The organism is Gordonia rubripertincta, from assembly GCF_038024875.1.
GTDB classification, from domain to species: Bacteria; Actinomycetota; Actinomycetes; order Mycobacteriales; family Mycobacteriaceae; genus Gordonia; species Gordonia rubripertincta.
This window is the reverse complement of record NZ_CP136136.1, coordinates 2,731,784-2,753,369: the sequence shown is the minus strand read 5'-3', so window position 1 is coordinate 2,753,369 and position 21,586 is coordinate 2,731,784. Positions and strand designations below refer to the sequence as shown.

At 66.6% G+C, this 21,586-nt stretch carries 18 protein-coding genes; 4 read left to right on the top strand and 14 right to left on the bottom strand.

The genetic code is table 11. The features are described 5' to 3' along the window. Window positions 1–173: 173 nt before the first annotated feature. The 6 genes from RVF83_RS12485 to RVF83_RS12460 all read right to left on the bottom strand — a co-directional run bounded on the left by RVF83_RS12485 (window position 174) and on the right by RVF83_RS12460 (window position 6,834). A complete protein-coding gene (locus tag RVF83_RS12485) occupies window positions 174–836 on the bottom strand; it encodes an MspA family porin (RefSeq protein WP_005193923.1) in 663 nt (220 codons plus the stop codon). A gap of 71 nt (window positions 837–907) precedes the next feature. Further along, entirely contained in the window at window positions 908–1,552 is a 645-nt protein-coding gene (locus RVF83_RS12480; RefSeq protein ID WP_005193919.1) for an MspA family porin, read from the bottom strand. A 694-nt stretch (window positions 1,553–2,246) separates the two neighbouring features. Continuing rightward, window positions 2,247–2,915 carry a MogA/MoaB family molybdenum cofactor biosynthesis protein gene (locus tag RVF83_RS12475; protein WP_005193917.1) on the bottom strand — a complete coding sequence of 223 codons (669 nt, stop codon included), beginning with the start codon at window positions 2,913–2,915 and terminating at the stop codon, window positions 2,247–2,249. Window positions 2,916–3,007: 92 nt separating this feature from the next. Beyond that, window positions 3,008–4,471 carry a S1C family serine protease gene (locus tag RVF83_RS12470; RefSeq protein WP_174351865.1) on the bottom strand — a complete coding sequence of 488 codons (1,464 nt, stop codon included), beginning with the start codon at window positions 4,469–4,471 and terminating at the stop codon, window positions 3,008–3,010. 171 nt (window positions 4,472–4,642) lie between these two features. After that, window positions 4,643–6,148: a sensor histidine kinase gene (locus tag RVF83_RS12465; RefSeq protein ID WP_005193912.1), complete on the bottom strand. Its 1,506-nt coding sequence runs from the start codon at window positions 6,146–6,148 to the stop codon at window positions 4,643–4,645. After that, the gene (locus tag RVF83_RS12460) at window positions 6,148–6,834 is read right to left on the bottom strand and encodes a response regulator transcription factor (protein WP_005193903.1); all 687 of its coding nucleotides are present in this window, start codon (window positions 6,832–6,834) and stop codon (window positions 6,148–6,150) included. Before RVF83_RS12460 ends, RVF83_RS12465 begins: the two co-directional genes overlap by 1 nt. Window positions 6,835–7,089: 255 nt before the next feature. Between RVF83_RS12460 and RVF83_RS12455 the strand changes: the two genes are divergently transcribed. Then, window positions 7,090–11,193 (top strand): bifunctional nitrate reductase/sulfite reductase flavoprotein subunit alpha, encoded by a 4,104-nt coding sequence (locus RVF83_RS12455; RefSeq protein ID WP_039879807.1) that lies wholly within the window; start codon window positions 7,090–7,092, stop codon window positions 11,191–11,193. 265 nt (window positions 11,194–11,458) lie between these two features. Further along, window positions 11,459–12,244, top strand: coding sequence for an endonuclease domain-containing protein (locus RVF83_RS12450; protein WP_005193899.1), 786 nt, complete (start codon window positions 11,459–11,461; stop codon window positions 12,242–12,244). Between the two features lie 68 nt (window positions 12,245–12,312). Here the strand turns inward: RVF83_RS12450 and RVF83_RS12445 are convergent, their stop codons facing one another. The 6 genes from RVF83_RS12445 to RVF83_RS12420 form a co-directional block, all read right to left on the bottom strand. Further along, a complete protein-coding gene (locus RVF83_RS12445; RefSeq protein WP_005193897.1) occupies window positions 12,313–12,633 on the bottom strand; it encodes a Rieske (2Fe-2S) protein in 321 nt (106 codons plus the stop codon). Then, on the bottom strand, window positions 12,630–15,128 hold the full coding sequence (nirB, locus tag RVF83_RS12440; protein WP_005193895.1) for a nitrite reductase large subunit NirB: 2,499 nt from the start codon (window positions 15,126–15,128) through the stop codon (window positions 12,630–12,632). The genes RVF83_RS12445 and nirB overlap by 4 nt, the downstream gene beginning before the upstream one ends. Beyond that, window positions 15,128–15,475, bottom strand: coding sequence for a hypothetical protein (locus RVF83_RS12435; protein ID WP_005193893.1), 348 nt, complete (start codon window positions 15,473–15,475; stop codon window positions 15,128–15,130). Before RVF83_RS12435 ends, nirB begins: the two co-directional genes overlap by 1 nt. 110 nt (window positions 15,476–15,585) lie before the next feature. Continuing rightward, window positions 15,586–15,936, bottom strand: a complete 351-nt coding sequence (locus tag RVF83_RS12430; protein ID WP_005193884.1) for a DUF2834 domain-containing protein — start codon at window positions 15,934–15,936, stop codon at window positions 15,586–15,588. A gap of 5 nt (window positions 15,937–15,941) precedes the next feature. Further along, window positions 15,942–17,558, bottom strand: coding sequence for an FAD-dependent oxidoreductase (locus tag RVF83_RS12425; RefSeq protein WP_005193881.1), 1,617 nt, complete (start codon window positions 17,556–17,558; stop codon window positions 15,942–15,944). Continuing rightward, window positions 17,558–18,481: an AurF N-oxygenase family protein gene (locus tag RVF83_RS12420; RefSeq protein WP_005193878.1), complete on the bottom strand. Its 924-nt coding sequence runs from the start codon at window positions 18,479–18,481 to the stop codon at window positions 17,558–17,560. Before RVF83_RS12420 ends, RVF83_RS12425 begins: the two co-directional genes overlap by 1 nt. Before the next feature lie 189 nt (window positions 18,482–18,670). Here RVF83_RS12420 and RVF83_RS12415 point away from each other — a divergent pair, with 189 nt between their 5' ends. Together RVF83_RS12415 and RVF83_RS12410 are read left to right on the top strand one after the other, a co-directional pair. Next, window positions 18,671–19,441 carry an SDR family oxidoreductase gene (locus RVF83_RS12415; protein WP_005193876.1) on the top strand — a complete coding sequence of 257 codons (771 nt, stop codon included), beginning with the start codon at window positions 18,671–18,673 and terminating at the stop codon, window positions 19,439–19,441. 123 nt (window positions 19,442–19,564) lie between these two features. After that, window positions 19,565–20,515 carry a hypothetical protein gene (locus RVF83_RS12410; RefSeq protein WP_039879793.1) on the top strand — a complete coding sequence of 317 codons (951 nt, stop codon included), beginning with the start codon at window positions 19,565–19,567 and terminating at the stop codon, window positions 20,513–20,515. Between the two features lie 55 nt (window positions 20,516–20,570). On the opposite strand, the gene RVF83_RS12405 is transcribed toward RVF83_RS12410, so the two are convergent. Together RVF83_RS12405 and rpmF are read right to left on the bottom strand one after the other, a co-directional pair. Beyond that, complete coding sequence (locus RVF83_RS12405) at window positions 20,571–21,179, bottom strand: trimeric intracellular cation channel family protein (RefSeq protein ID WP_005193868.1); 609 nt, start codon at window positions 21,177–21,179, stop codon at window positions 20,571–20,573. A gap of 125 nt (window positions 21,180–21,304) precedes the next feature. Further along, entirely contained in the window at window positions 21,305–21,478 is a 174-nt protein-coding gene (rpmF, locus tag RVF83_RS12400) for a 50S ribosomal protein L32 (RefSeq protein ID WP_005193867.1), read from the bottom strand. Between the last annotated feature and the right edge of the window lie 108 nt (window positions 21,479–21,586).

Genomic DNA, 21,586 nt, shown 5'->3' with positions numbered 1-21,586 from the left:
CCGAGGCTAGCGCGCGAACCTGGGGAAACCCCTGTCCGACAGCCGATCACAGGAGCCTCACAGAACATCGGCAGGCGCCGGACAGCCGTCCCCCACCGAAACGAACACCGCGGGGTGGGAATCCTGGTCGGATTCCCACCCCGCGGTGGTGATGCTGAGTGCCGGCTAGACGATCAGCCGATGCTGAACGGCTTGCCGTACAGGGTGATGACACCCTTCACGGCGTCGGTGCTGACGGTCACCTTGATCTTGGCCTTCGCCGAGGCGTAGCCCGCGCAGCCGTCCATGCCGAACTTCTCCTGGCTGTAGACGACGCCGCCGGACTTGCCCTTGAACGAGTACGAGTTGACCTTGTAGTCGCTGTACGCGGTGTCAGTGCCCGAGGTGGTCTCGATGATCGGGAAGTAGCTGGCCTGGCCGGGTCCGAGGGTGAAGCCCGCGCCCACCTCGCCCGACGGGGCGGCGGTCTGGTCGATCGCGTTGCCGCTGACGCCGGCGCCGCCCTCGGCGCTGGCGCCGAAGTTGACCTGGCAGCCGACCAGGTAGCCGGCGTTGACCGAGCCGCCCTCGGCCTTGCCGCCGACGGTGACCTTGACCTTGCCCGAGACCCAGACCTCACGGCTGGTCTGGACGTTGGTGACGGCGCGCTGGACGTTGACGTACTCGTCGAAGAGCTGGACGGTGACGGGGGTGCCGTCGACCAGGGTCCGGGTGACGGTGCCGCCCGGCAGCGGACCTGCGGTGGCGCCACCGGCAGCCAAGCTGGTCAGCCCCATCGCGACGGCGCCGGTGAGACCGGCAGCCGCAACCACGCGACGCGTGATGTTCTTCTTCATGATTCCCCTTCGTGGAATATCAATCTGCGCTGGGCAGATAAGTCAGGAAGTGCTAGTTATCTGCGCCAGAGTCAGTTGAGGCTGAAGGGCTGGCCGTACAGGGTGGACTGGATGAGGGAGCCTTCGCCGCTGACCTTGCCGTCGTCGGTGCTGTAGCCCTTGGCGCCGATCACCTTGGTGATGGTGCGCGCCGAGGCGAAGCCACCGCACTGCTGGACGGAGACCTCGAACTGCGACAGCTGGATCGCGGCCTGACCGTTGTCGGCGAGATCCTTGTCGGTGATGTCGACGACAGCGACCTGTCCGGGCGACAGCGGGATGCTCAGCGCACCGCTGGCCTCGAAACCGCCGGCGATGTCGAGAGCACCCCCGAGACCGCCGGAGAGACCGGTGATGTCGACCTGGCAGCCGACGAGCAGCTTGACGGCGAGGTTGCCGGAGACACCCTTGCTGGCCTTGGCCTGGTACACGCCGGAAACGACTGCGGAGCGGCCCGCGCCGTTGTTGGCGACCGACGGGGCCGGGAGTGCGAACTCACCGGTGCGCCACGTCTGGATGGACTCGCCCTCGATGCCCGAAGCCTTCTTGTATCCGTTGGCCAGCTTTCCTGCTGCCGCATCACCGGCGCCCATGCCGGCCAGGCCCACGACCGCGGCCGAGGCGATCGCGACGGCGCCCGCGGCGCGGCGCAGCCCAAGCTTGCTGAACTTGCTCATTCGTTCCCTCTCACAGGATTCGGCTGTTACCCCGCGGAATGCATCCACATCCGCAAGTCATGACCCTCGACGTTCGATGGTGTTCCACACAGTAATGCTCAGCCTGCTCACACGCAGGACTTGGCTTGCGTTAAGGATCCATCGAATTCCTGGTCACTGCTGCGTTGTCACTCGCGACAGATCGCAGGACGCTGCTCAAGCCCCGTTCAAGGGGACCGAGCGTTGTCGAGGCGAACGTTATCGGAGGGGTCTCAGAACGGGCAACAGCTGGACTCGACCGTGTCACAAACCGGATACGCACCATCACAAATAGTGAATACGTGATCTATCGACGGACGAAAGTTAACGGTAGATAAACACGCTGATGCGGCTATGTACAGCTTGTCGCATTTCACTCGTAATGGGGTGGCCGCTGGGCCTCGAACCAATCCTGAGAGTGACCTTTGTGATCTTCGCCACACTCGTCACTTGTAATGTCCGGGAGGTCGTCCCCGAACACCGAATCAAGCTTCGCGCGACGGGCAGCACGATGAGCAGCAGCGTCATCGCTGCTGCTCACCGCAGGTTTTTCGGGGTTACTTCGGGCACCCGTCATGGGTGGGATCGCCCCATTTCCTCTCGGTCGACCGTCCCTGTCGAGGGCGCGATCGTTAGCTCTGCTCAACAATACCGGCCTGGGTAACGTCCACCACCATCAGAACTCGCTGATGGACTCGATCACATACTTCGCGAGAGGGGCGGCGGTCGCCATTCCGTCGCGCACCGCGGCGCGAGAATTGGCGATATTGACGACCAGGGTCTGCCCGGAGATTCCGGCCAGCCCGCGCGAAAGTCCACCGTCGGTCGCCCCGGCGGCGAGCCCGGAGCTACGGATCGCCTCCTCGATGCCGCGCAGCCGGCGGTCGAGCAGCGGTTCGGTGGCCTCCGGGGTCACGTCGCGGGCGCCGACGCCCACACCGCCCACCGACACCACCAGGTCGACGCCACCGATCACCGCGGTGTTCAGAGCGTTCCGGATCTCCACCTCGTCGCCGGAAACGACAACGGCGGCGTCGACGTGGAATCCTGCCTCGGCGAGCAGTTCGCCGACGAGCGGCCCGAGCAGGCGCTGGTCTTCACCGTGCGCCGCCTCGTCGTCGACGACTACGACCAGTGCCCGGCCGATCTCCTCGCCCTGTGGGCGGTGGGCGGCCTGCTCGTGGCGCGCGACGAACTCGCGCGCCGCGGCATCGGCGGCCACCACGTCGGCCGGATCGACCCGACCCGCATCACCCGCGAGACGGACGTCCAGCGACTCCCCTTCTCCTACGGTGTCGCCGGAGATGGCGGTGCTTCCGGGAACGGTGGATCCGGCATCAGACATGGCAGGCCCTTTCTCTCTCGTCTCTGACCGACCGCTGGACGGTCGTGCGGGGCTGTGTAGTTGTGTATGTGCTCCGGCGGTGGCGCCGCGTGTCACTTCACCTCGAGCGTGCCCAACTTGACCTGTGCGGTCTTGGTGTTCCCGCCGTCTGTGTAGGTCACCGTGACCGTGTCCCCCGGCGCATGCGACCGGATGGCCGCCACGAGTGCGTCGCCCGACGGGATCGGACGGTCGTCGACCTTGGTGATGACCGCGTCCTTCGGGATGCCCGCGCCCGCCGCAGGTCCGCCCGGGGTCACATCGGTGACGACGGCGCCGGGCGCGTCGGAGTCACCGCTCGGGCGCACGGACACACCGATGTTGGCGTGGCTGGCCTTGCCCGTGGACTCGAGCTGCTTGGCCACGCGGATCGCCTGGTCGATGGGGATCGCGAACCCGAGTCCGATGCTGCCACCGGCCTGCTGCTCGCCTCCACCGAGGGTGGCGATGGCGGTGTTGATGCCGATCAGTGCTCCCCTGGCGTTCACCAGCGCACCGCCCGAGTTGCCGGGATTGATCGCGGCGTCGGTCTGGATGGCATCGATCACCGAGGTGGTGTTGGTGCCCGGATCGCGGGAGGTCAGGACAGGTCGGTTGAGCGCGCTGATGATGCCCGTGGTGACCGTTCCGGCGAGTCCGAGCGGCGAACCGATGGCGATGACGTCCTGCCCGACCGCGAGGTTGTTCGAGTTGCCCACCGTGACCGGGGTCAGATCGTTCCGGTCGACCTTGATGACCGCGATGTCGGAGATCGGGTCGGCGCCGAGCACCCGGGCCTGCGCACGCGAACCGTCGGAGAAGTTGACCGCGACCTTGGCGGCGGGGCCGTTGCCGCCGGCGCTCACGACGTGGTTGTTGGTCATGATTACGCCGTCCTCGCTGAGGACGACGCCCGATCCCGACCCCATCGCACCGGCCGAGGCGACCTCGATGGAGACGACCGACGGAAGCACCCGGGACGCGACCTCCTGGACCGAGCCGGCCGGGGCCTCGACGGGCTTGTTGTTGCCGTTCGCGTTGGGGTCGCCGCCGAGCGGACCACTGCTCGTGCTGCTCGACGACCCGTCCGAGCCGTCGGCCAGCGTGTAGCCGATCGCGCCGCCCGCACCGCCGGCGACCAGAGCCACCACCAGGGCACCCGCGCCGAGTGCGGCCAGGCGTCCGCCGCCACCCTTCTTCCCGGGGGCCTGCGGGGGCAGTTCGCCCCCCGGACCGCCGAATGCGGGCCGCGCACCCGTCTGCGGTCCGAACGCAGCCGGACCGGGCTGCGAGTAGGCGCCCGGCTGCGAGTAGGCGCCGGCGCCGGGACCGCCGTAGGGGCCTTGCGACGGAAGAGGGCTGGTTCCCGGATTGCCATACGCCGACGTGGGTGCGTTGTTGCCGCCGTAACCGGGCTGGCCACCCTGCGCGGGGAACGCTCCCGAGGCCGGCCCCTGATGGGCCTGGTGGCCCGCCTCATGCTGACCCTGCCGGCCATCTCCGTACGGACCGCCACCTTGCGAACCGCCAGTCGTCATCTTCGTCTCTTCCTCGTCGTCTAACCGGCACCGTGCCGGCACGCTTCGATCCCGTACAGCGCCTTCGGTCAACCCTAGGGGATCGATCAGCAGGTCACACCGGGTGACCACACAGTTGTCGGCGATGTGGACGACGGCCGTCGTGACCCGCCGATGCACGGCGCTTCATCCTTATTGACGAATCACTTGCGGAGATGGTTCCGCAGGAGTTGCCCGGCCCGGCAAAGTCATCCGGATGAGTGCACCGCCGCGCGGCGAGGTGTCGGCGACGACCGTGCCGCCGTGACGCTCGACGACCTGCCGCACGATCGCCAGTCCGAGACCGGAACCCGGCATCGACCGCGACTGTGTCGAACGATAGAAGCGTTCGAAGACGAGACCGCGGTCCTCCTCGGGGATTCCGGGACCGGAGTCGGCGACGGTCAGCTGCGCGGTGGACATCCCCGTCTGTGTCAGCGCGACGGCCACCGAGGTGCCCGGCGGGCTCCACTTCGCCGCGTTGTCCAGCACATTCAGTACCGCGCGGGACAGTCCGTGCTGCTCGCCGAAGATGTACCAGGGCGCGACGTCGAGTTCGAATTCGACGTCGTTGCGACGGCGTCGGACGCGCTCGAGGGCCTGCTCGACGATCTCGGCGAGGTCGACCTCCTCGTAGACCACCTCGGGCGCGTCCTCTCGGGCCAGGTCGACGAGATCGCCCACCAGCGTCGACAATTCCTCGATCTGGGCCATCACGTCGGCACGCAGGTCGACCATGTCCTGTTCCGGAACGGCCGGTGCCCCCGGCCTGCTCGCCGCGATCAGGAGTTCGAGGTTGGTACGCAAGGAGGTCAACGGAGTTCGCAGTTCGTGCCCGGCATCGGCGACGAGACGTGCCTGCCGGTCCCTGGATTCGGCGAGTGCCCGGAGCATCGCGTTGAAACTCGCGGTGAGTTTGGCCAATTCGTCGTTCCCGGTCACCGGGATGGGGGTCAGGTCATTCGTTCGCGCGACCCGTTCGACGGCCCGGTTGAGCCGGGCCACCGGTCTCAGTCCCGCCCGTCCGACCGTCGTGCCGGCCAGTGCCGCCAAAGCCACTCCGCCGCAACCGACCACGAGCAGGACCCAGGCCAGGCGTTTGAGCACGCGGTCGGTCTGGATGAGACTCTGAGCCAGGACGAGGGTGTTGCCGTCGTCGAGTTTGCGCGTCAGCACGCGCTGGTTGCGCGTGGTGCGCAGACTCTGCGGATTGGTCCCGGGAACCGATGGCGCGCGGACGATCTCGCGTTCGGGGTCCTCGAACGGGACCTGCCCGATGAGGTAGGTCTGACCGCTCGGCGTCACCAATGCCACCGAGATGTTGGTGGAGAACACGGTTCCCGCGACCAGCTGCTCTGGCTGGCTGCGGAGCACTCCGGCACGCGCGAGGGCGGCCATGCCGTCGGCACGGCTCTCCAGCTGCTGGTCGACCTCGTTGTACATCGCCCGGTACACCACGAAGTAGGCGGCCGCGGCCATCAGACTGACCGACACGAGCACAACGGTCGCCGACAGGATGGTGACCCGCGAACGCAGGGACACTGCCCGCGTCAACGGCATCGGCGCCCGCATCTCCTTCTCCCCGGACGCTTCGGATGCTCCGGAGCCACCGGCGAGTACGCGCGTGAGCTGCTCGCGCAACCGCGAGAACGACGCCACTAGGGCGGGGTCTCCCGGAGCACGTATCCGACGCCGCGCACGGTGTGGATGAGTCGCGACTCCCCGTCGGCCTCGGTCTTACGGCGCAGGTAACCGACGTACACCTCGAGGGCGTTGCCCGAGGTCGGGAAGTCGTATCCCCACACCTCCTCGAGGATGCGGCTGCGGGACAGCACGCGGCGCGGATTGGCCATCAGCATCTCGAGCAGCGCGAACTCGGTGCGGGTGAGGCTGATCGGCCGCTCGCCGCGGGTGACGTCGCGCGTCACCGGATCAAGGGAGAGGTCGGCGAAGGTGAGCGTCTCCGAGTCGGCGTCGTCGTCGGGCGCGGCCCGCCGCAGCAGCGCCCGCAACCGTGCGAGCAGCTCTTCGAGGGCGAACGGCTTGGGGAGGTAGTCGTCGGCGCCGGCGTCGAGTCCCGAGACGCGCTCGGAAACGGAGTCGCGGGCCGTGAGTACCAGGATCGGCAGGTCGTCACCGGCGGAACGGAGTCGGCGGCACACCTCGAGGCCGTCGAGGCGCGGCATCATGACGTCGAGGATGACGACGTCCGGACGATCGGCGAGGATCTTCTCGAGTGCCTCGATGCCGTCGCCCGCGGTCTCGACGTTGTATCCGTTGAAGGTGAGCGACCGTCGCAACGACTCCCGGACCGCCCGGTCGTCGTCTACCACGAGGATGCGCATGGCATACAGTCTTATCCACCTCGGCTGAGATCCGCCTGAGCAACGCCGCAACTCCGACGATCCGGTCCCGGAATTGCGAGCGACCTGCCGTTTCCTTCGCCTTCACACCTTGGCCGATTGGCTGTGAGATCAAGTTGATAGCCGCGTAACGCCGGCCTTCGGGTTGCGAAACATCCGACTTCGACGCTGGAGAACGTGACCGCCTCCCCCACCACGCACCCCGTCATGTCCCCCTCGGCCATGTCGCGGTCGGTGATGTCGCTGTGCGCCTACTGCGGCGTCGGCTGCGGAATGGAGATGCGGCTCGACGAGTCCGGCGGACTCACCAAGACCGTCGGCCGCGCCGACCATCCGACGAACTTCGGTCGGTTGTGCACCAAGGGGTCGACCACCGCCGACATGCTCGCCTCCGGCGGCCGGCTCGACGCACCCCTCGTCCGCGACGACCGGGGCGGCCGGCCACGTCGCGGCGACCTCGACACCGTCATCACCGACACCGCGCAACGGTTGCGCGCCATCGTCGACGAACACGGTCCCGACGCCGTGGCGCTGTACGTCTCCGGCCAGATGTCGCTCGAGGCGCAGTACCTGTCCAACAAACTGGCCAAGGGTTTCATCGGCACCAACCAGATCGAGTCGAACTCGCGCCTGTGCATGGCCAGCGCCGGCACGGGATACAAGCTGTCGCTGGGCTCCGACGGTCCGCCCGGGTCGTATCAGGACTTCGACCACGCCGACGTCTTCCTGGTCATCGGATCGAACATGGCCGACTGTCACCCCATCCTCTTCCTGCGGATGATGGACCGGGTCAAGGCGGGCGCCAAGCTGATCGTCGTCGACCCGCGGCGCACCGCGACCGCCGACAAGGCCGACCTGTTCCTGCAGATCGAGTCCGGTACCGACCTCGCCTTCCTGAACGGCCTACTGCACCTGCTGATCTCCGGCGGTCACACCGACGACGAGTTCATCGCGTCGTTCACCGACGGTTTCGAGCAGATGCCCGAGTTCGCGGCGCAGTATCCGCCGGAGGTCGTCGAATCCATCACCGGCATCGCCGCCGACGACCTGCGCACCGCGGCCACGATGATCGGCGAAGCGAGCAACTGGATGAGTTGCTGGACAATGGGTCTCAACCAGTCGACGCACGGCACCTGGAACACCAACGCTCTGGTCAACCTGCACCTCGCGACGGGCGCCATCTGCCGCCTCGGCAGCGGACCGTTCTCCCTGACCGGGCAGCCGAACGCGATGGGTGGCCGCGAGATGGGTTATATGGGGCCGGGATTGCCGGGCCAGCGGTCGGTGCTGTCCGAGGCGGACCGCACGTTCGGGGAGACCGCGTGGGGCATCCCGTCCGGCACGCTGCGCACGGACGTCGGTGGCGGCACCATCGACATGTTCCGCAGGATGGCCGACGGCGACATCAAGGCCTGCTGGATCATCTGCACCAATCCCGTTGCCTCGGTTGGCAACCGGAAGACCGTGATCGAAGGTCTGGAACGAGCCGATCTCGTGATCACCCAGGACGCCTTCGCCGAGACGGAGACCAACCAGTACGCCGACGTCGTGCTGCCGGCGACGCTGTGGTCGGAATCGACCGGGATCATGGTGAATTCGGAGCGGAACCTCACCCTGTTCGAGCCTGCTCTCGCCGCACCCGGGCAGGCGATCCCGGACTGGGAAATCATCGCGCGCATCGCGTCGGAGATGGGGTACGCCGACGCGTTCTCCTACTCGAGTGCCGAGGAGGTCTTCGACGAGATCAAACAGTTCGCCAATCCGAACACCGGCTACGACCTGCGGGGCGTCACCTACGACGGTTTGCGCCGGACTCCGATGCAATGGCCGTGCCCGCCGTCGTCCGACGGAGCCGACCTTCTCGCCGACGGTGCGCGCAATCCGATCCGGTACCTGAACGACGGCCGGAGTCAGACCCTGCATCGTCTCGACGACGGGACGGTGCCTCGGCTGGCATTCGCCACACCCACGCGCCGCGCCCAGTTCTTCGCACGGCCCCACCTCGACGCCGAGGAGCTACCGGACGCCGACTATCCGTTCCTGCTCAACACCGGTCGGCTGCCGCATCAGTGGCACACGATGACCAAGACCGGCCGGGTCGCCAAGCTGAACAAGCTGAACCCCGAACCGTTCGTCGAACTCCATCCGGAGGATGCCGCACGCCTGGACATCGGAGCGAAGGACAAGGTCGAGGTGGCGTCGCGTCGCGGACGAGCGGTGTTGCCCGCCAGGATCTCCGACCGGGTGCGCCCCGGGAACTGCTTCGTGCCGTTCCATTGGAACGACGCCTTCGGCGAACACCTCTCCATCAACGCGGTCACCTCAGATGCCGTGGATCCCCTGTCGCAGCAGCCGGAACTCAAGGTGTGCGCCGTGACGCTGACCAAGGTCGCGGGGTCACCGTCGGCGGTGCCACCGGTCACCGGTTCGTCCGAGTTGGCTGATGCACTCGGCGTTTCGGGGGTCCCCGTTCCGGAGCTGTCACCGGCGGAGCAGCTGTATCTGGCCGGGTTGGCCACGGGTGTCTCGACCGCCGGCATTTCCGGAACTCCACCGGGTGTTCCCTCGGTCCCGGCCGACGCGCCGCTGCGCGCGGAGGTCCGACTGTGGGCGTCCGGCCTGCTGGCCGGGATGTACTCGCGCGCCGGCGCCGCGACGCCGCCTGCGCCGTCACCGGATTCGGATGATTCGACCAGCACGATCACCGTGCTGTGGGCGTCGCAGATGGGCAACGCGGAGGAGCTGGCCGCCGAGACCGCTGAGCGCATGAAGGCGAACGGTCTCCGGGCCGACGCGAAGTCGATGGACGAGGTCGAGGTCGGCGAACTACGGGGTACCGCACTCTTCGTCACGTCCACCACCGGCGACGGCGATCCGCCGGACAACGGCACAGCGTTCTGGGATGCGCTGAACGGTGCTGAGGCACCGGACCTTTCCGAGGTCGACTATGCGGTGCTCGCCCTCGGCGACTCGAACTATGACGACTTCTGCGGCCACGGACGCAACCTCGACGAACGGATCGGCGAGCTCGGCGGTCGTCGGATCGTCGACCGGGTCGATTGCGAACCCGACTTCGAGGAGACGGCCGGGAGCTGGCTCAACGACGTGATCCGCGCGATCAGCACCGGCAACCGTGCACCGGTCTCCGGCGTGACCGACGATCGGGTCACCGTGGTCAGCGAGCCCGCGGACTCCGCGGCCGCCCCGTCGGTACGGACCGCGCCTGCCTACTCCCGCAAGAAGCCGCTGGCCACCTCGCTGGTTCGGAACGTGAAGCTGAACGCCGAGGGCTCGCAGAAGGATGTGCGCAACTTCGGGTTCCGGCTGCCGGCGGACACCCTGACCTACCAGGCCGGCGATGCACTCGGCGTGTGGCCGTTGAACAATCCGTCCCTCGTCGAGGAGTTCCTCGACCGGACCGGACTCGACGGCGGACACACGGTGACGGTCGGTGGCGACGACATGCCGCTGTACCAGGCGCTACGCGAACGGCTCGAGTTCGCGCGGGTCACACCCGACCTCGTCCGATTCGTCGGTGAGCGTTCGGGTTCCGACGACCTGAAAGCCCTGGCCACTGCGGGCAACAAGTCGGAGTTCAACGACTGGTCCTGGGGACGACAGTCGGTGGATGTCCTCGCCGAGCGCCCGATCCACGCCGACGTCGACGAATGGCTCGCAGTCCTCAAACCGCTGGCCCCGCGGTCATATTCGATCTCGTCGAGTCCGCTGGAAAGCCCCGGCGAGGTGCAGCTGACCGTGAATGCGGTGCGCTACAACCGATGCGGCATCCAGCGCGGCGGCGTGTGCTCGACCTTCCTCGCCGACCACGCCGAGGACACCGAGGTCGGGGTCTTCGTCACCTCGACCACGCACTTCCGCCCGCCCGCCGATCCCGACACCCCGATGATCATGATCGGGCCCGGCACCGGCATCGCCCCGTTCCGCGGCTTCCTCCGCGAGCGGGAGGCGTTGGGCCACAACGGCAAGAACTGGTTGTTCTTCGGCGAACAGTACTCGGCCACCGACTTCTACTATCGTGACGAGCTGACGACGATGCTCGGCGACGGCCTGCTGACTCGCCTCGACGTCGCCTTCTCCCGCGACCAGGACCGCAAGATCTACGTTCAGGACCGCATGGTCGAACACGGCGAAGAGCTCTATCGGTGGCTGCACGACGGCGCCCACGTCTACGTCTGCGGTGACGCGTCCCGGATGGCCAAGGACGTCGACGCGACATTGAAAGGGATTGTTGCGCAGCATGGTCGCCGCTCCCCCGCGAGTGCCGAGGCCTACGTCAAGGCCCTGGCCGCCGACAAGCGGTACGTGCGGGACGTGTACTGACGCAAACCCCACACGGGTTCAGTGCCACGTGGCATGTGCCGGGGGTGGGCACCGTGTGCGGGGTTTGTGTCGTTGCCTTCGTGTCAAACCTGCGCTCCACCGCCGCTGATCTGTCCACAAGCGGACGTTCATCATCGTTGACACGCCGTCGCGCTGGCATGCTCCCTGTATGGATCTCTCCTCTGCCCTCCGTGCCGAGTACGGGGTGATGTCGTGGTCGGCCCTCCAGCGGGCTGGAATGACACGGAATGAGCTTCGACGATTGGTGAACGCAGAGGTTCTACGACAGCTTCGTCGGGGCTGGTATGCCACGGTCACCGCGAACCCGACAGTCGTCGCCGCGATCAAGGCCGGTGGAGTGCTGAGCTGCGTGGCGGCGCTCAAGCTGCACAAGGTGTGGATACCACCGATGGACACCGCGACTCATGTTCGCGGAACAGAGGATTCACACCGTCGCTCGTCGGGCTTCTGCCGACGTTACGGACGCCCGCCCGCAGCGACAAGCGCAGTGGATGATGTCGTCACCGCGCTGCAGCACGCCGTTCGATGCCTGGATCACGAGGGCGTTGTGGTCGTACTGGATTCGATTCTCGATCGGCGCCTGATGAATCGCGCTGAGGTGATCACCGCGCTGGCAGACTGCCCTCGCGAGATCCGAAACCTTCTGGACAAGTGCGAGTGGGCCGAATCCGGCACGGAGACCATGGTCCGCATCCGACTCCGCGCCCGCAACATCAAGGTGTCGTCACAGGTGACCATCGACGGTGTCGGCCGGGTCGACTTCCTCGTGGGTAAGCGCCTGATCATCGAAGTCGACGGCATGGAGTACCACGCCAACCGGGCGCAGTTCGAACGCGATCGCGAACGCGACCGTAAGGCCGTCGAGCTCGGTTACCTCGTTGTCCGACTCACCTACAACCAGGTGGTCTACCAGTGGGAACAGGTCGAGGAGTCGATTCTGACACTCATCCGGCGGCGTGAGCACCTCGCTGATCCGGCAGAGCCGTCGACGGTGTCGCAAACCCCGCACTGGGCAGACGAAATTGAGTAGTCGTCGACGACTCCGCCGGCAAGCGGGGTTTGCGGCAGTCGCCAACCGGCGGACTTCGAGCGAGCGGCTCAAACCCAGACGACGATTCCCCCGTCGCGCTCTTCGACGCGGTACACGGCAATCGAGCCGATCCCCTCCGACGTACACCCACCATCAGCGAACGTGAAGGCGTACTGGTGCAACGGACAGACGATCTTGGCTGCGTCGAACTGACCATCGGCCAACGGCCCTCCCCGATGCGGGCACACCGCTTCGGTGGCGCGCAGTGTGCCGTCGGTCATGCGGAACACCGCGATCTGTCTGCCGTGCACCGCATATGCCCGACTCTCCCCGAACTCGAGGTCGCTCACCGACCCCACGACCACACCCGGTTCGGCGATGCTGGTCATCGGACCGGCACCTGAGGGAGCGGCAACAGGGGTAGAGCAGGGGTGAACTGAGCAGGCGACTTGGGTTCGGCCCGATCGAGCCAGGGGTCGACGTACGCGGCGACCGCCTCGTCGATGCGCTCCTGCAGCCCCGCCACCAAGCCGTCACGGTCGTCGACAATGATCGCGCGCAACTCTTCGATGCCGATGCGCGGGACGAACGCATACGTCCGCTCGAGCCACTTGCCCTGCTCGCGGTAGTACTGGATGAAGATGCCGCACAACCGGATCACCTCGTCGGGCGAGTCGACGGTCGCGAGCAGGTCGCCCTTGCGGACGTGGGCCCCGGCGGCACCGCCGACGTAGATCTCCCACTTGCCGTCGCCGATCGCGACCACGCCGAAATCCTTGCACAGCGCCTCGGCACAGTTGCGTGGGCAACCGGTCACGGCCAGTTTGAGCTTCCCCGGCGACTCCAGACCCTGATAGCGGGTCTCGATGTCGATGCCGAGCTGCGTCGAATCACCGAGACCGAAACGGCAGTAATCGGTTCCGACGCAGGTCTTCACGGTCCGAAAGGACTTCCCGTAGGCGTACCCCGACGGCATGCCGAGGTCCTCCCACACCTTCGGGAGGTCTTCCTTCTTGACGCCGAGGAGGTCGAGTCGCTGACCGCCGGTCGCCTTGATCATGGGAATCGAGTACTTCTCCGCAACGTCGGCGATCTTGCGCAACTGCTCGGGGGAGGTCACCCCGCCCTTCATCTGCGGCACAACGGAGAACGTGCCGTCGCGCTGGATGTTCGCGTGCACACGGTCGTTGACGAACAACGCGCCCGGCTCACGCTTCCAGTCCGATCCCCAGATGATCCGCAGCAACGAGGACAGCGGCATCTTCGCGGTCGCGTCCTCCCCCTCCGGAGCCAGCTTCTCGAAAACCTCGCTGACCGACCGCAGGTTCTGCCGCCGGATCGCATCGATGAGTTCGGGTTTGGTGAGCGGGATCGCGGGGACATACCAGTCCGCCGAGGCGTCGGCCGTCAAGGCATCGCCGGCCGCGAACTCGACGATGTCGGCAACAAGACCCTTGCACGATCCGCATCCCTTGCCCGCCCGGGTCTTCGCGCACACCTCGCCGACACTGGTACAGCCCGACGCCACGCAACTCGTGATGTCACCCTTGGTGACCCCGTTGCAGTTGCAGACCTGGACGTCGTCCGCGAGTTCGGCGGCACCCGTCTCCACACTCGGCGTCCCCATGTCGAACAGCATCGAGATGCGCTCGTCCGGCAGCGGCACCTTCTCGTCGAAGGCCTGGGTGAGGAAGTTGGCCTTCGAGATGTCGCCGAGCAGCATCGCGCCGATCAGCTTGTTGTCGCGCACCACCACGCTCTTGTAGACACCGCTGCGCGGCTCGTAGAACTGGACGAACTCGTCGTCATCCCGCTCCGGTCCCTTGACACCCATCGCCGCGACGTCGACACCCGCGACCTTGAGCTTCGTGGTCAACCGCGAACCGTGGTACTCGGCCCGGGGATCGGCGCCGGTCAGCACATCGGCGAGGACCACCGCCTGCTCCCACAGCGGGGCGACGAGTCCGTACACCTCACTGCGATGCTGGGCGCACTCCCCCACGGCATAGATGAATGCCTCGTCCTCGCAACGCATCTGATCGTCGACGACGATCCCGCGTTCGACGACGAGTCCCGCCCCGCGCGCGATCTCGACATTCGGCCGGATTCCGGCGGTCACCACGATCATGTCGGCGGGCAGCGAATCCGCGTCGGTGAAACCGACTCCCGCGACCGCCCCGTCGTCGTTGCGCAACACCGACGTCGTGCGTTTGCCGGTGTGGACACCCACGCCCAGAGACTCGATCTTGTTGCGCAACACCCGACCACCGCGCTCGTCGAGCTGCTGGTTCATCAGGTGCCCGGGCGAGTGCACGACGTCGACGGCCACCCCCTGCGTCTGCAGGCCGTACGCGGCCTCGAGACCGAGCAGGCCACCGCCGATCACGACGGCGCGCATGTGGTCGCGCGAGGTCGCCATCTGCAGCATGCCGTTGGTGTCCTCGATGGTCCGGAAGCCGAACACACCCCGGGCGAGCTTGCCGTCGGGTTCGCGGAGGCCATCCATGTTCGGGAAGAACGTGTGGGAGCCGGTGGCGATGATCAGGACGTCGAAGTCGATGGTCCGGCCCGACGCGCACGTCACCGTTCTGGCGAACCTGTCGATGGATTCGGCGCGGTCGCCGGCGTAGAGGGTGACGCCGTGCTCTCGGTACCAGGCCATCGGGTTCAGCATCAGATCGTCGTCATCGACCGTCGCCTCGCCGGCCAGGACATGGCTGAGCATGATGCGGTTGTAGTTGCCGTACGGTTCGTCGCCGATCATCGTGACGTCGAACTGGTCGCCGCCACCACGGGCAAGAATCTCCTCGACCGTGCGCGCACCGGCCATACCGTTTCCGACGACCACCAGACGTCGTCGTTGCCGATCCGAGGGGTCCGCCATCAGAAGACGACCATCCCGAAGTCGACCACGATCTCGCCGCTCGTGCCCTCGGGGGCCGCGATCACGAGTTCGAGCGTCGCGTCGGGGTCGACGTCCTCGACCACCCGCAACGGCACGTTGACCGATGCCCGCGCCCCCATCGGGAACATCCGCATCGGTGTCCCGTCACGCATCAGCGTCACGCAGATCAGCTCGTCGGAGCTGTTGCCACCACGGAAGTACAACGGCTGGGCCGTCATTCCCGGCGGCACCACGAACGTCAGCGCCGGGTCGATGGGCCCGGACTTGGTCAGGCCCGATCCGGTGAACGGGAAGACACCCTGCAGGAAGTGCGGAGTACTCGACATGCCGCCACTATCCGCGTGCCGCGTGAAATGCGACTTGCCCCGGTGTTACGGCAGCGTTGTCTGGTTCTCACGGCGAATCCGGGACGCGGAGAGCGGCCCCCGAGACGGGTTCACCGCCTCAGCGCGCGTTCGCGGGCGAGGAAGAAGAACGGGATCGCCGTTGCGATTCCGACACCGAACGTGAGGATCACCGACGCGAACCACCACGGCATGATCCGCAGGCGCCTGGCCTCGCCGAACGCCCACAGATGGAAGGCGATCACGACGAAGAGAAGATCGACCATCGCGAAGCGACCCGGAGTGGTCTTCATGATGTCGCCGATGAAGAAGTCTTTCACCGACTCCGGCCCGTTGCGCCGCACATACGGGATCGCGATGGCGTTCTGGGTGACCAGCGCGGTCACGAACACGGCGAACAGCGAACGCTCCCGCCACTTCTGGGTTGGTTCCCCCTGCGTCATCGCGTCTAGCTCCTCCGCCGCCCTGCGGCACCGACCATCTCGGCGACCTGCGTGAACTTTACTCGCGGACGGCCCTGCTCGACGCCGCGTCGGCGTTCATGCCGGTCGATGGCGCGCATACCGCGGTAGCCGATGACGGTCCGAACCCGTTTGCGCACCAGGGTGGTGAACTCACCCGTGGCGTGCTGGGTGCGCTGCAGGCGACCCGACGCGGCGTCGGCGATGAAGTCCTCAACCGTTTCGATAGCGCACTTCTTGTTCGCGCCGATCCCGCCGCTGGGTCCGCGCTTGGCCCAGCCCAGCACGTAACCGCCGGGAACGATCTCGCCCGACTCGTCGACGAGCCGGCCGTCGACGTTCCGGAAGATGCCGCGGTCGTCGTCGAACGCCAGACCCGGGATCGGGGTCGAGCGGTATCCGATGGAGCGCACGACGAGGTCGGCGGCGACGTGGTGCCGGCCCTCGCCGGTTCGGACGGTGACCGCCTGCACCTGCGGATCGCCGACGATTTCTTCCGGCGTGCTGTGGAACAGGAACACGATTCGACGCCGCGACGGGTCGGCGGGTGCATTCAGCGACGGCACCTGCCCGTCGGCCCCGTCGAACACCTCGACCTCGACACCCGGGATCTCCGACAGCGCACGGTATTCCGCTGCCGTGTAGGCAGCTGCGGCCTGGTCACGACGACCCAGCAGAACCACTTCGTGGACGTTCTGTTCGCGCAGGATCTCGAGCGCTCGATCGGCGATGTCGGTGGTGGCCAACAAGTCCGGCGGCGACACGAGAATGCGTGCGACGTCGAGCGCGACGTTGCCCGTGCCGACGACGACCGCGCGGCCCGTCGCCGGATCGTCGGCGGTTCCCCGACCCAGCGGCGGCCCCTCGTCGACACCGGGCACGCCGTTGTACCAGGCCACCAGGTCGGTCGCCGACGTCGAACCCGGCAGACCCTCTCCCGGAATACCCAGGCGCCGTGACTCACTGGCTCCCACGGCATAGAACACGGCGTCGAAATGATCGGCCAGTTCGGCCGGGGTGATCTCGTCCGGCCCGTCGCCGACCGACACGTTGGTCATCATGGTGACGCGGGGGTCGCGGTAGAGCAGGTCAAAGCCGCGGAGCACTCCCTTGGTGCCGGGATGATCAGGTGCCACACCGGCGCGGACCAGTCCGCCCGGCGTCGGCAGCTTGTCGATGACGGTGACGGTCGCCTCGGTGCGGTCGAGCAGGGTCCGCAGCGCGTATCCGCCCGACGGCCCGGTCCCGACCAGCGCAACCCGTAGGCCGGCAGGCAGTTTCGGGATGTCCGGGTACGTGACGCCCGCCGACTCGTCGTCGGTCGGTGCGACCCATCCGGACCGGACGTCGGGGTTGCGCTTGTAGTAGTCGGCGTTGATGTCGATGAACACCTTGTCGCGCGTGCCGAGCTTGTCCGCGGGATAGATCGCGTCGACAGGGCACGCATCGGCGCAGGCGCCGCAGTCGATGCAGGCCTCCGGATCGATGTGCAGGATGTCGGAGCTGCCGAAGCCGCGCTCCTCAGGTGTGGGGTGGATGCAGTTCACCGGGCACACGGACACGCATGCCGCGTCGCTGCAACATGATTGGGTGATGACGAACATCAGAGCATGTGCGCTTTCCGGTAGTACCGCATGGCGGGCTTGGTGAGCAGGCCGACCTCGTCGAGGAACTCCATGAGGTGGACGCAGCTCGAGCGGATCATCGAGTGGAAGTGCGAGTTCGAGCGCATCTCGCGGACGGCACGGTCGGCGTCGAGGCCGGCGTCGGCAAAGGCCTTGCGCTGAACCAGACTCGTGACGATGTAGTACGCGCCGATGGAGACCGCCAGAGCACTGAACTGGCGTCGTGCCCAGCTCACGCCCTCCAGCGAGTCCCGCACCTCTTCACGCGCGAACTTCATGTGGCGCGATTCCTCGAGGACGTGGATCTCGTTGACCGTGCGGATGAAGTCGAGCACCCGGTCGTCGCGCATGCAGCCGCGCTGGAAGACGTCCAGGACTTCTTCGGCGACAAGGATTCCGGCGTAGGAGACCTCGTTCTTCGCGGTCTGCATGAAGATCTTGCCGAGGCGGGCGACCTTCTTCGACGGCCGGTAGGAGGTACCGACCATCTTCTCCGACGCCTTGGCGAACATCAGCGAGTGCCGGCATTCGTCGGCGACCTCGGTGAGTGCGAACTGGAACTCGGAGCCGTGGTAGTCGCCGAGGTACTGATCGCGGATGACCATCTCCTGCAGGATCATCTCGAACCAGATCCCGATGTTCATGATCGAGGCGAACTCGTGGCGGGTGACCGAGATCCGCTGCTCCTCGGTCAGTTCGTCCCAATAGTCGGTTCCGTAGAGCGACGACCACTCGGGGCTGCACCCGTACTTCGTCGGGTCCATCGGCTGGGACCAGTCGATCTCGGTCATCGCATTCCGGGACAGACGGGCAGCCGACGCCAGGAGACGTGCGGAAACCTCCTCGGTGCCCTGGTCACGCATGCTGATGACGTTCTCGGTTCGTTCCATCGCGGCAGTCATGCGAACTCGCCTTCCGATCGTCGACCATGACAATGATCGATGTAATGACAATGTGTGTTGTCAAGATAGCACCGCGGTGTGACCCAGTAAACGAATCGATGAATATACTGACGAGTAAGTTCGGCGCCTGAAACGGTTGTCGCAGGTCAGCGCCGTCGATGCCGTCACCGATCAACCATGGGGGTTCGCATGTCATCCATCTTCATCACCGGCGGAGCGGCCGGGATCGGCCTCGCCACCGCCGAGCGATTCGACCGCGAGGGCTGGACGGTCGGCGTCTACGACGTCGATGTCGACGCCCTCGCGAAGGTGAAGGCCGACCACCCCGACTGGATCACCGGCACCCTCGACGTCCGCGAACCGGAACAGTGGGCCGACGCTCTCGCCGAGTTCACCTCGCACACCGGTGGCACGCTCGACGTCCTCGACAACAACGCCGGAATCCTGCACGAGGGCAAGATCGACGCCATCACGCCCGAGCAGATCAAGCGCCAGATCGACATCGACGCACTCGGCGTCGCCCTCGGCGCGCAGGCCGCCTACCCGTACCTGAAGAAGACCCCGGGTGCGCACCTGGTGAACATCGCATCGGCGTCGGCGATCTACGGCCAGCCGGGCATCGCCGTCTACTCGGCCACCAAGTTCTTCGTCTGCGGATTCACCGAGGCCCTGGAACTCGAGTGGGAGCACGACGACATCCGCGCCGTCAGCATCTGGCCGCTGTGGGCCAAGACCGCCCTGGCCACCGGCGGCTCCAAGTCCACCAAGACCCTGGGCATCCGTATCACCCCCGAGCAGGTCGCCGACAAGGTCTGGGAGTCGGTGCACCCCACCCGCCAGGACAAGCTGCTGCACCGCACCAGCTACTCCGTCGGCGCGCAGACCCTCTTTCTCGGCAACGCCGCGAAGTTCATCCCGAACTTCCTGAACCGGACCGTCAACAAGTTCATCGCGCAGTAGCCCGCTTCCCCAAGCCCACCCTTTTTCCGTAAACCCAACCGTCGCGAGCCGGGCGCGTTTACGGAAAATGGGTGGTTTTGTCGGAGAGTGGGTCCGGACCGGGCGCTCGTGCGTCTTATCCGTATGGACCTACCCACCGATCGGCACGGCCTGATCCTGCGCCGGGAAGTCGCCGGGACCCACATCAGTGACGAACGGCTGCAGGACATGGTCGACGCCAAGGCCCTGTACCGACTCTGGCCCGGTGCCATGGCCGACTCCACTGCGGTGAGCGATCTCGACGCCGTCGAGAAGCACCGGCTGACCGTCGTTGCCGCATCGAGAGCCGGACGCCCCGGACGTCTCTTCAGTCACGTCTCCGCGGCCGCGATGCACAGGTTGCCGATGCTCTGGCCGGACCTTTCGCAGATACACGTCACGTCACCGAAGGTCGGGAAACGGGCAACCAACATCATCAAGCACCAGGCCGTTCCAGCGCCACAGGACATCGAGGTCGTCGAGGGCGTCACCGTGACCACCGTCGAACGCACTGCGTGTGATGTCGCGAGACTCGGAACCAGTCGCCAGGAGCTCGTCGTCCTCGACGCAGCACTGCGACGCGACGCCGACCTCGAACGGATGCAGGCGATCCTGGACTCGTGTCGGGGGTTCAAGGGCGTCGAGATGTTGCGGCGGATGCTGCCGCACGCGAACACACTGTCCGAGAGCGTCGGCGAATCCCTCAGTCGTGCAGTCATGCTGGAGCTACCCGATCTCCCCGTGCCACGGCAGCAGGTCGAGATCTTCGACGACGACCGCAAGTTGATCGCCCGCGTCGACTTCCTACTGGCGGACAAGATGGTCGGCGAGTTCGACGGCATGGTCAAGTACAACGGCACCTTCGGTGAGAAGCCGGCATGGCAGACCGTCGTCGAGGAGAAGATCCGCGAGGACCGTTTGCGTGCACAGGGGTACACGGTCGTGCGGTGGACGTGGCAGGACCTGGCCGACAAGGCCCGCTTCCACGAACTGTTGAAGAAGGCTCTCCGCACGGCCGGCGTCGCCGCCGCCGACAAACCCTCCCCTTTTCCGTAAACCCGCCTTCCGACCCCGGGGCGGGTTTACGGAAAAGGGGAGGGTTTGTGGCGGATCAGTTCCGGGCGGTCGGGAGGCGCCAGCCGAACTTGAGGCCGAGCAGGCGCAGCCCGGTGGCGAGGATCGATCCGACGGTCAGCCAGACCCACTGGGGCACGGGGGTGTGGTACGAGCCGACCGCGACGACCGTGGCACCGATCAGTGCCGGGATCGCGTAGAGGTCGGCGGGCTGGAGGAGCAGCGGGATCTCGTTGGAGATCACGTCACGCAGCACGCCTCCACCGATGGCGGTCATGAGCCCGACGGCGGTGGCGGCGAAAGAACTCACGCCGACGTCGACCGCGATCGACGCCCCGGTCGCGGCGAACAGGCCCATACCGAAGGCGTCGAGAACGAGGATCGACTTGCGGAGTTTGGTGAACGCAGGGTGGAAGGCGAAGACGAGCAGGCTCGCGATCGTGGCGGTCAGCGCGTTGCCGTAGTCCTCGACCGAGGTTGGCGGGTTGATGCCGAGCAGCACGTCACGAAGGACACCACCACCGACACCGGTGAGCACTCCGACCGTGACGATGCCCCACATGTCGAAGTCCTTGCGAACACCGACCATCGCACCCGAGGCCGCGAACACCGCGACACCCGCGAAGTTCAGGATGTCGAGAAGCACCTTCCACTCCTCTCAGGGCCCGGGCGCCCTGGGCCCCGCGGACCACACACGAATGGCCGCCCCCGGTTACCGGGGACGGCCGTCCATGTGAAAATTCGCGGTGCCGAGGCGGCAACCGGAAAAGGCTAGCGACGATCCAGATCGATGATGCCCGCGCGAGCGGCCTTCACGAGTCGACGCGGAATCCGCACGGGGACGCCGTTGACCTTTTCTTCCTGCAGTGCGGGGTTTTCCGCCTTCCACTGCGAACGACGGCTACGGGTGTTCGCCCGCGACATCCGGCGCTTCGGTACAGCCATGGTTGAGCCCTTCTCCTACTGTGGTCTGCGTGGCCGTTGGCAACGCAGAGCGCCACCGATCGACCCGAGTCAGTGCGCCAATCGGCCCCCGCGGGCGCGGCACACAAC

What these genes read in the sequence shown, in the direction of transcription:
- RVF83_RS12485 (WP_005193923.1), bottom strand. Translation starts at nt 836, where the DNA reads ATGAAGAAGAACATCACGCGTCGCGTGGTTGCGGCTGCCGGTCTCACC.
- RVF83_RS12480 (WP_005193919.1), bottom strand. Translation starts at nt 1,552, where the DNA reads ATGAGCAAGTTCAGCAAGCTTGGGCTGCGCCGCGCCGCGGGCGCCGTC.
- RVF83_RS12475 (WP_005193917.1), bottom strand. Translation starts at nt 2,915, where the DNA reads ATGTCTGATGCCGGATCCACCGTTCCCGGAAGCACCGCCATCTCCGGC.
- RVF83_RS12470 (WP_174351865.1), bottom strand. Translation starts at nt 4,471, where the DNA reads ATGACGACTGGCGGTTCGCAAGGTGGCGGTCCGTACGGAGATGGCCGG.
- RVF83_RS12460 (WP_005193903.1), bottom strand. Translation starts at nt 6,834, where the DNA reads ATGCGCATCCTCGTGGTAGACGACGACCGGGCGGTCCGGGAGTCGTTG.
- RVF83_RS12455 (WP_039879807.1), top strand. Translation starts at nt 7,090, where the DNA reads ATGTCGCTGTGCGCCTACTGCGGCGTCGGCTGCGGAATGGAGATGCGG.
- RVF83_RS12445 (WP_005193897.1), bottom strand. Translation starts at nt 12,633, where the DNA reads ATGACCAGCATCGCCGAACCGGGTGTGGTCGTGGGGTCGGTGAGCGAC.
- nirB (WP_005193895.1), bottom strand. Translation starts at nt 15,128, where the DNA reads ATGGCGGACCCCTCGGATCGGCAACGACGACGTCTGGTGGTCGTCGGA.
- RVF83_RS12435 (WP_005193893.1), bottom strand. Translation starts at nt 15,475, where the DNA reads ATGTCGAGTACTCCGCACTTCCTGCAGGGTGTCTTCCCGTTCACCGGA.
- RVF83_RS12430 (WP_005193884.1), bottom strand. Translation starts at nt 15,936, where the DNA reads ATGACGCAGGGGGAACCAACCCAGAAGTGGCGGGAGCGTTCGCTGTTC.
- RVF83_RS12425 (WP_005193881.1), bottom strand. Translation starts at nt 17,558, where the DNA reads ATGTTCGTCATCACCCAATCATGTTGCAGCGACGCGGCATGCGTGTCC.
- RVF83_RS12420 (WP_005193878.1), bottom strand. Translation starts at nt 18,481, where the DNA reads ATGACTGCCGCGATGGAACGAACCGAGAACGTCATCAGCATGCGTGAC.
- RVF83_RS12415 (WP_005193876.1), top strand. Translation starts at nt 18,671, where the DNA reads ATGTCATCCATCTTCATCACCGGCGGAGCGGCCGGGATCGGCCTCGCC.
- RVF83_RS12410 (WP_039879793.1), top strand. Translation starts at nt 19,565, where the DNA reads ATGGACCTACCCACCGATCGGCACGGCCTGATCCTGCGCCGGGAAGTC.
- rpmF (WP_005193867.1), bottom strand. Translation starts at nt 21,478, where the DNA reads ATGGCTGTACCGAAGCGCCGGATGTCGCGGGCGAACACCCGTAGCCGT.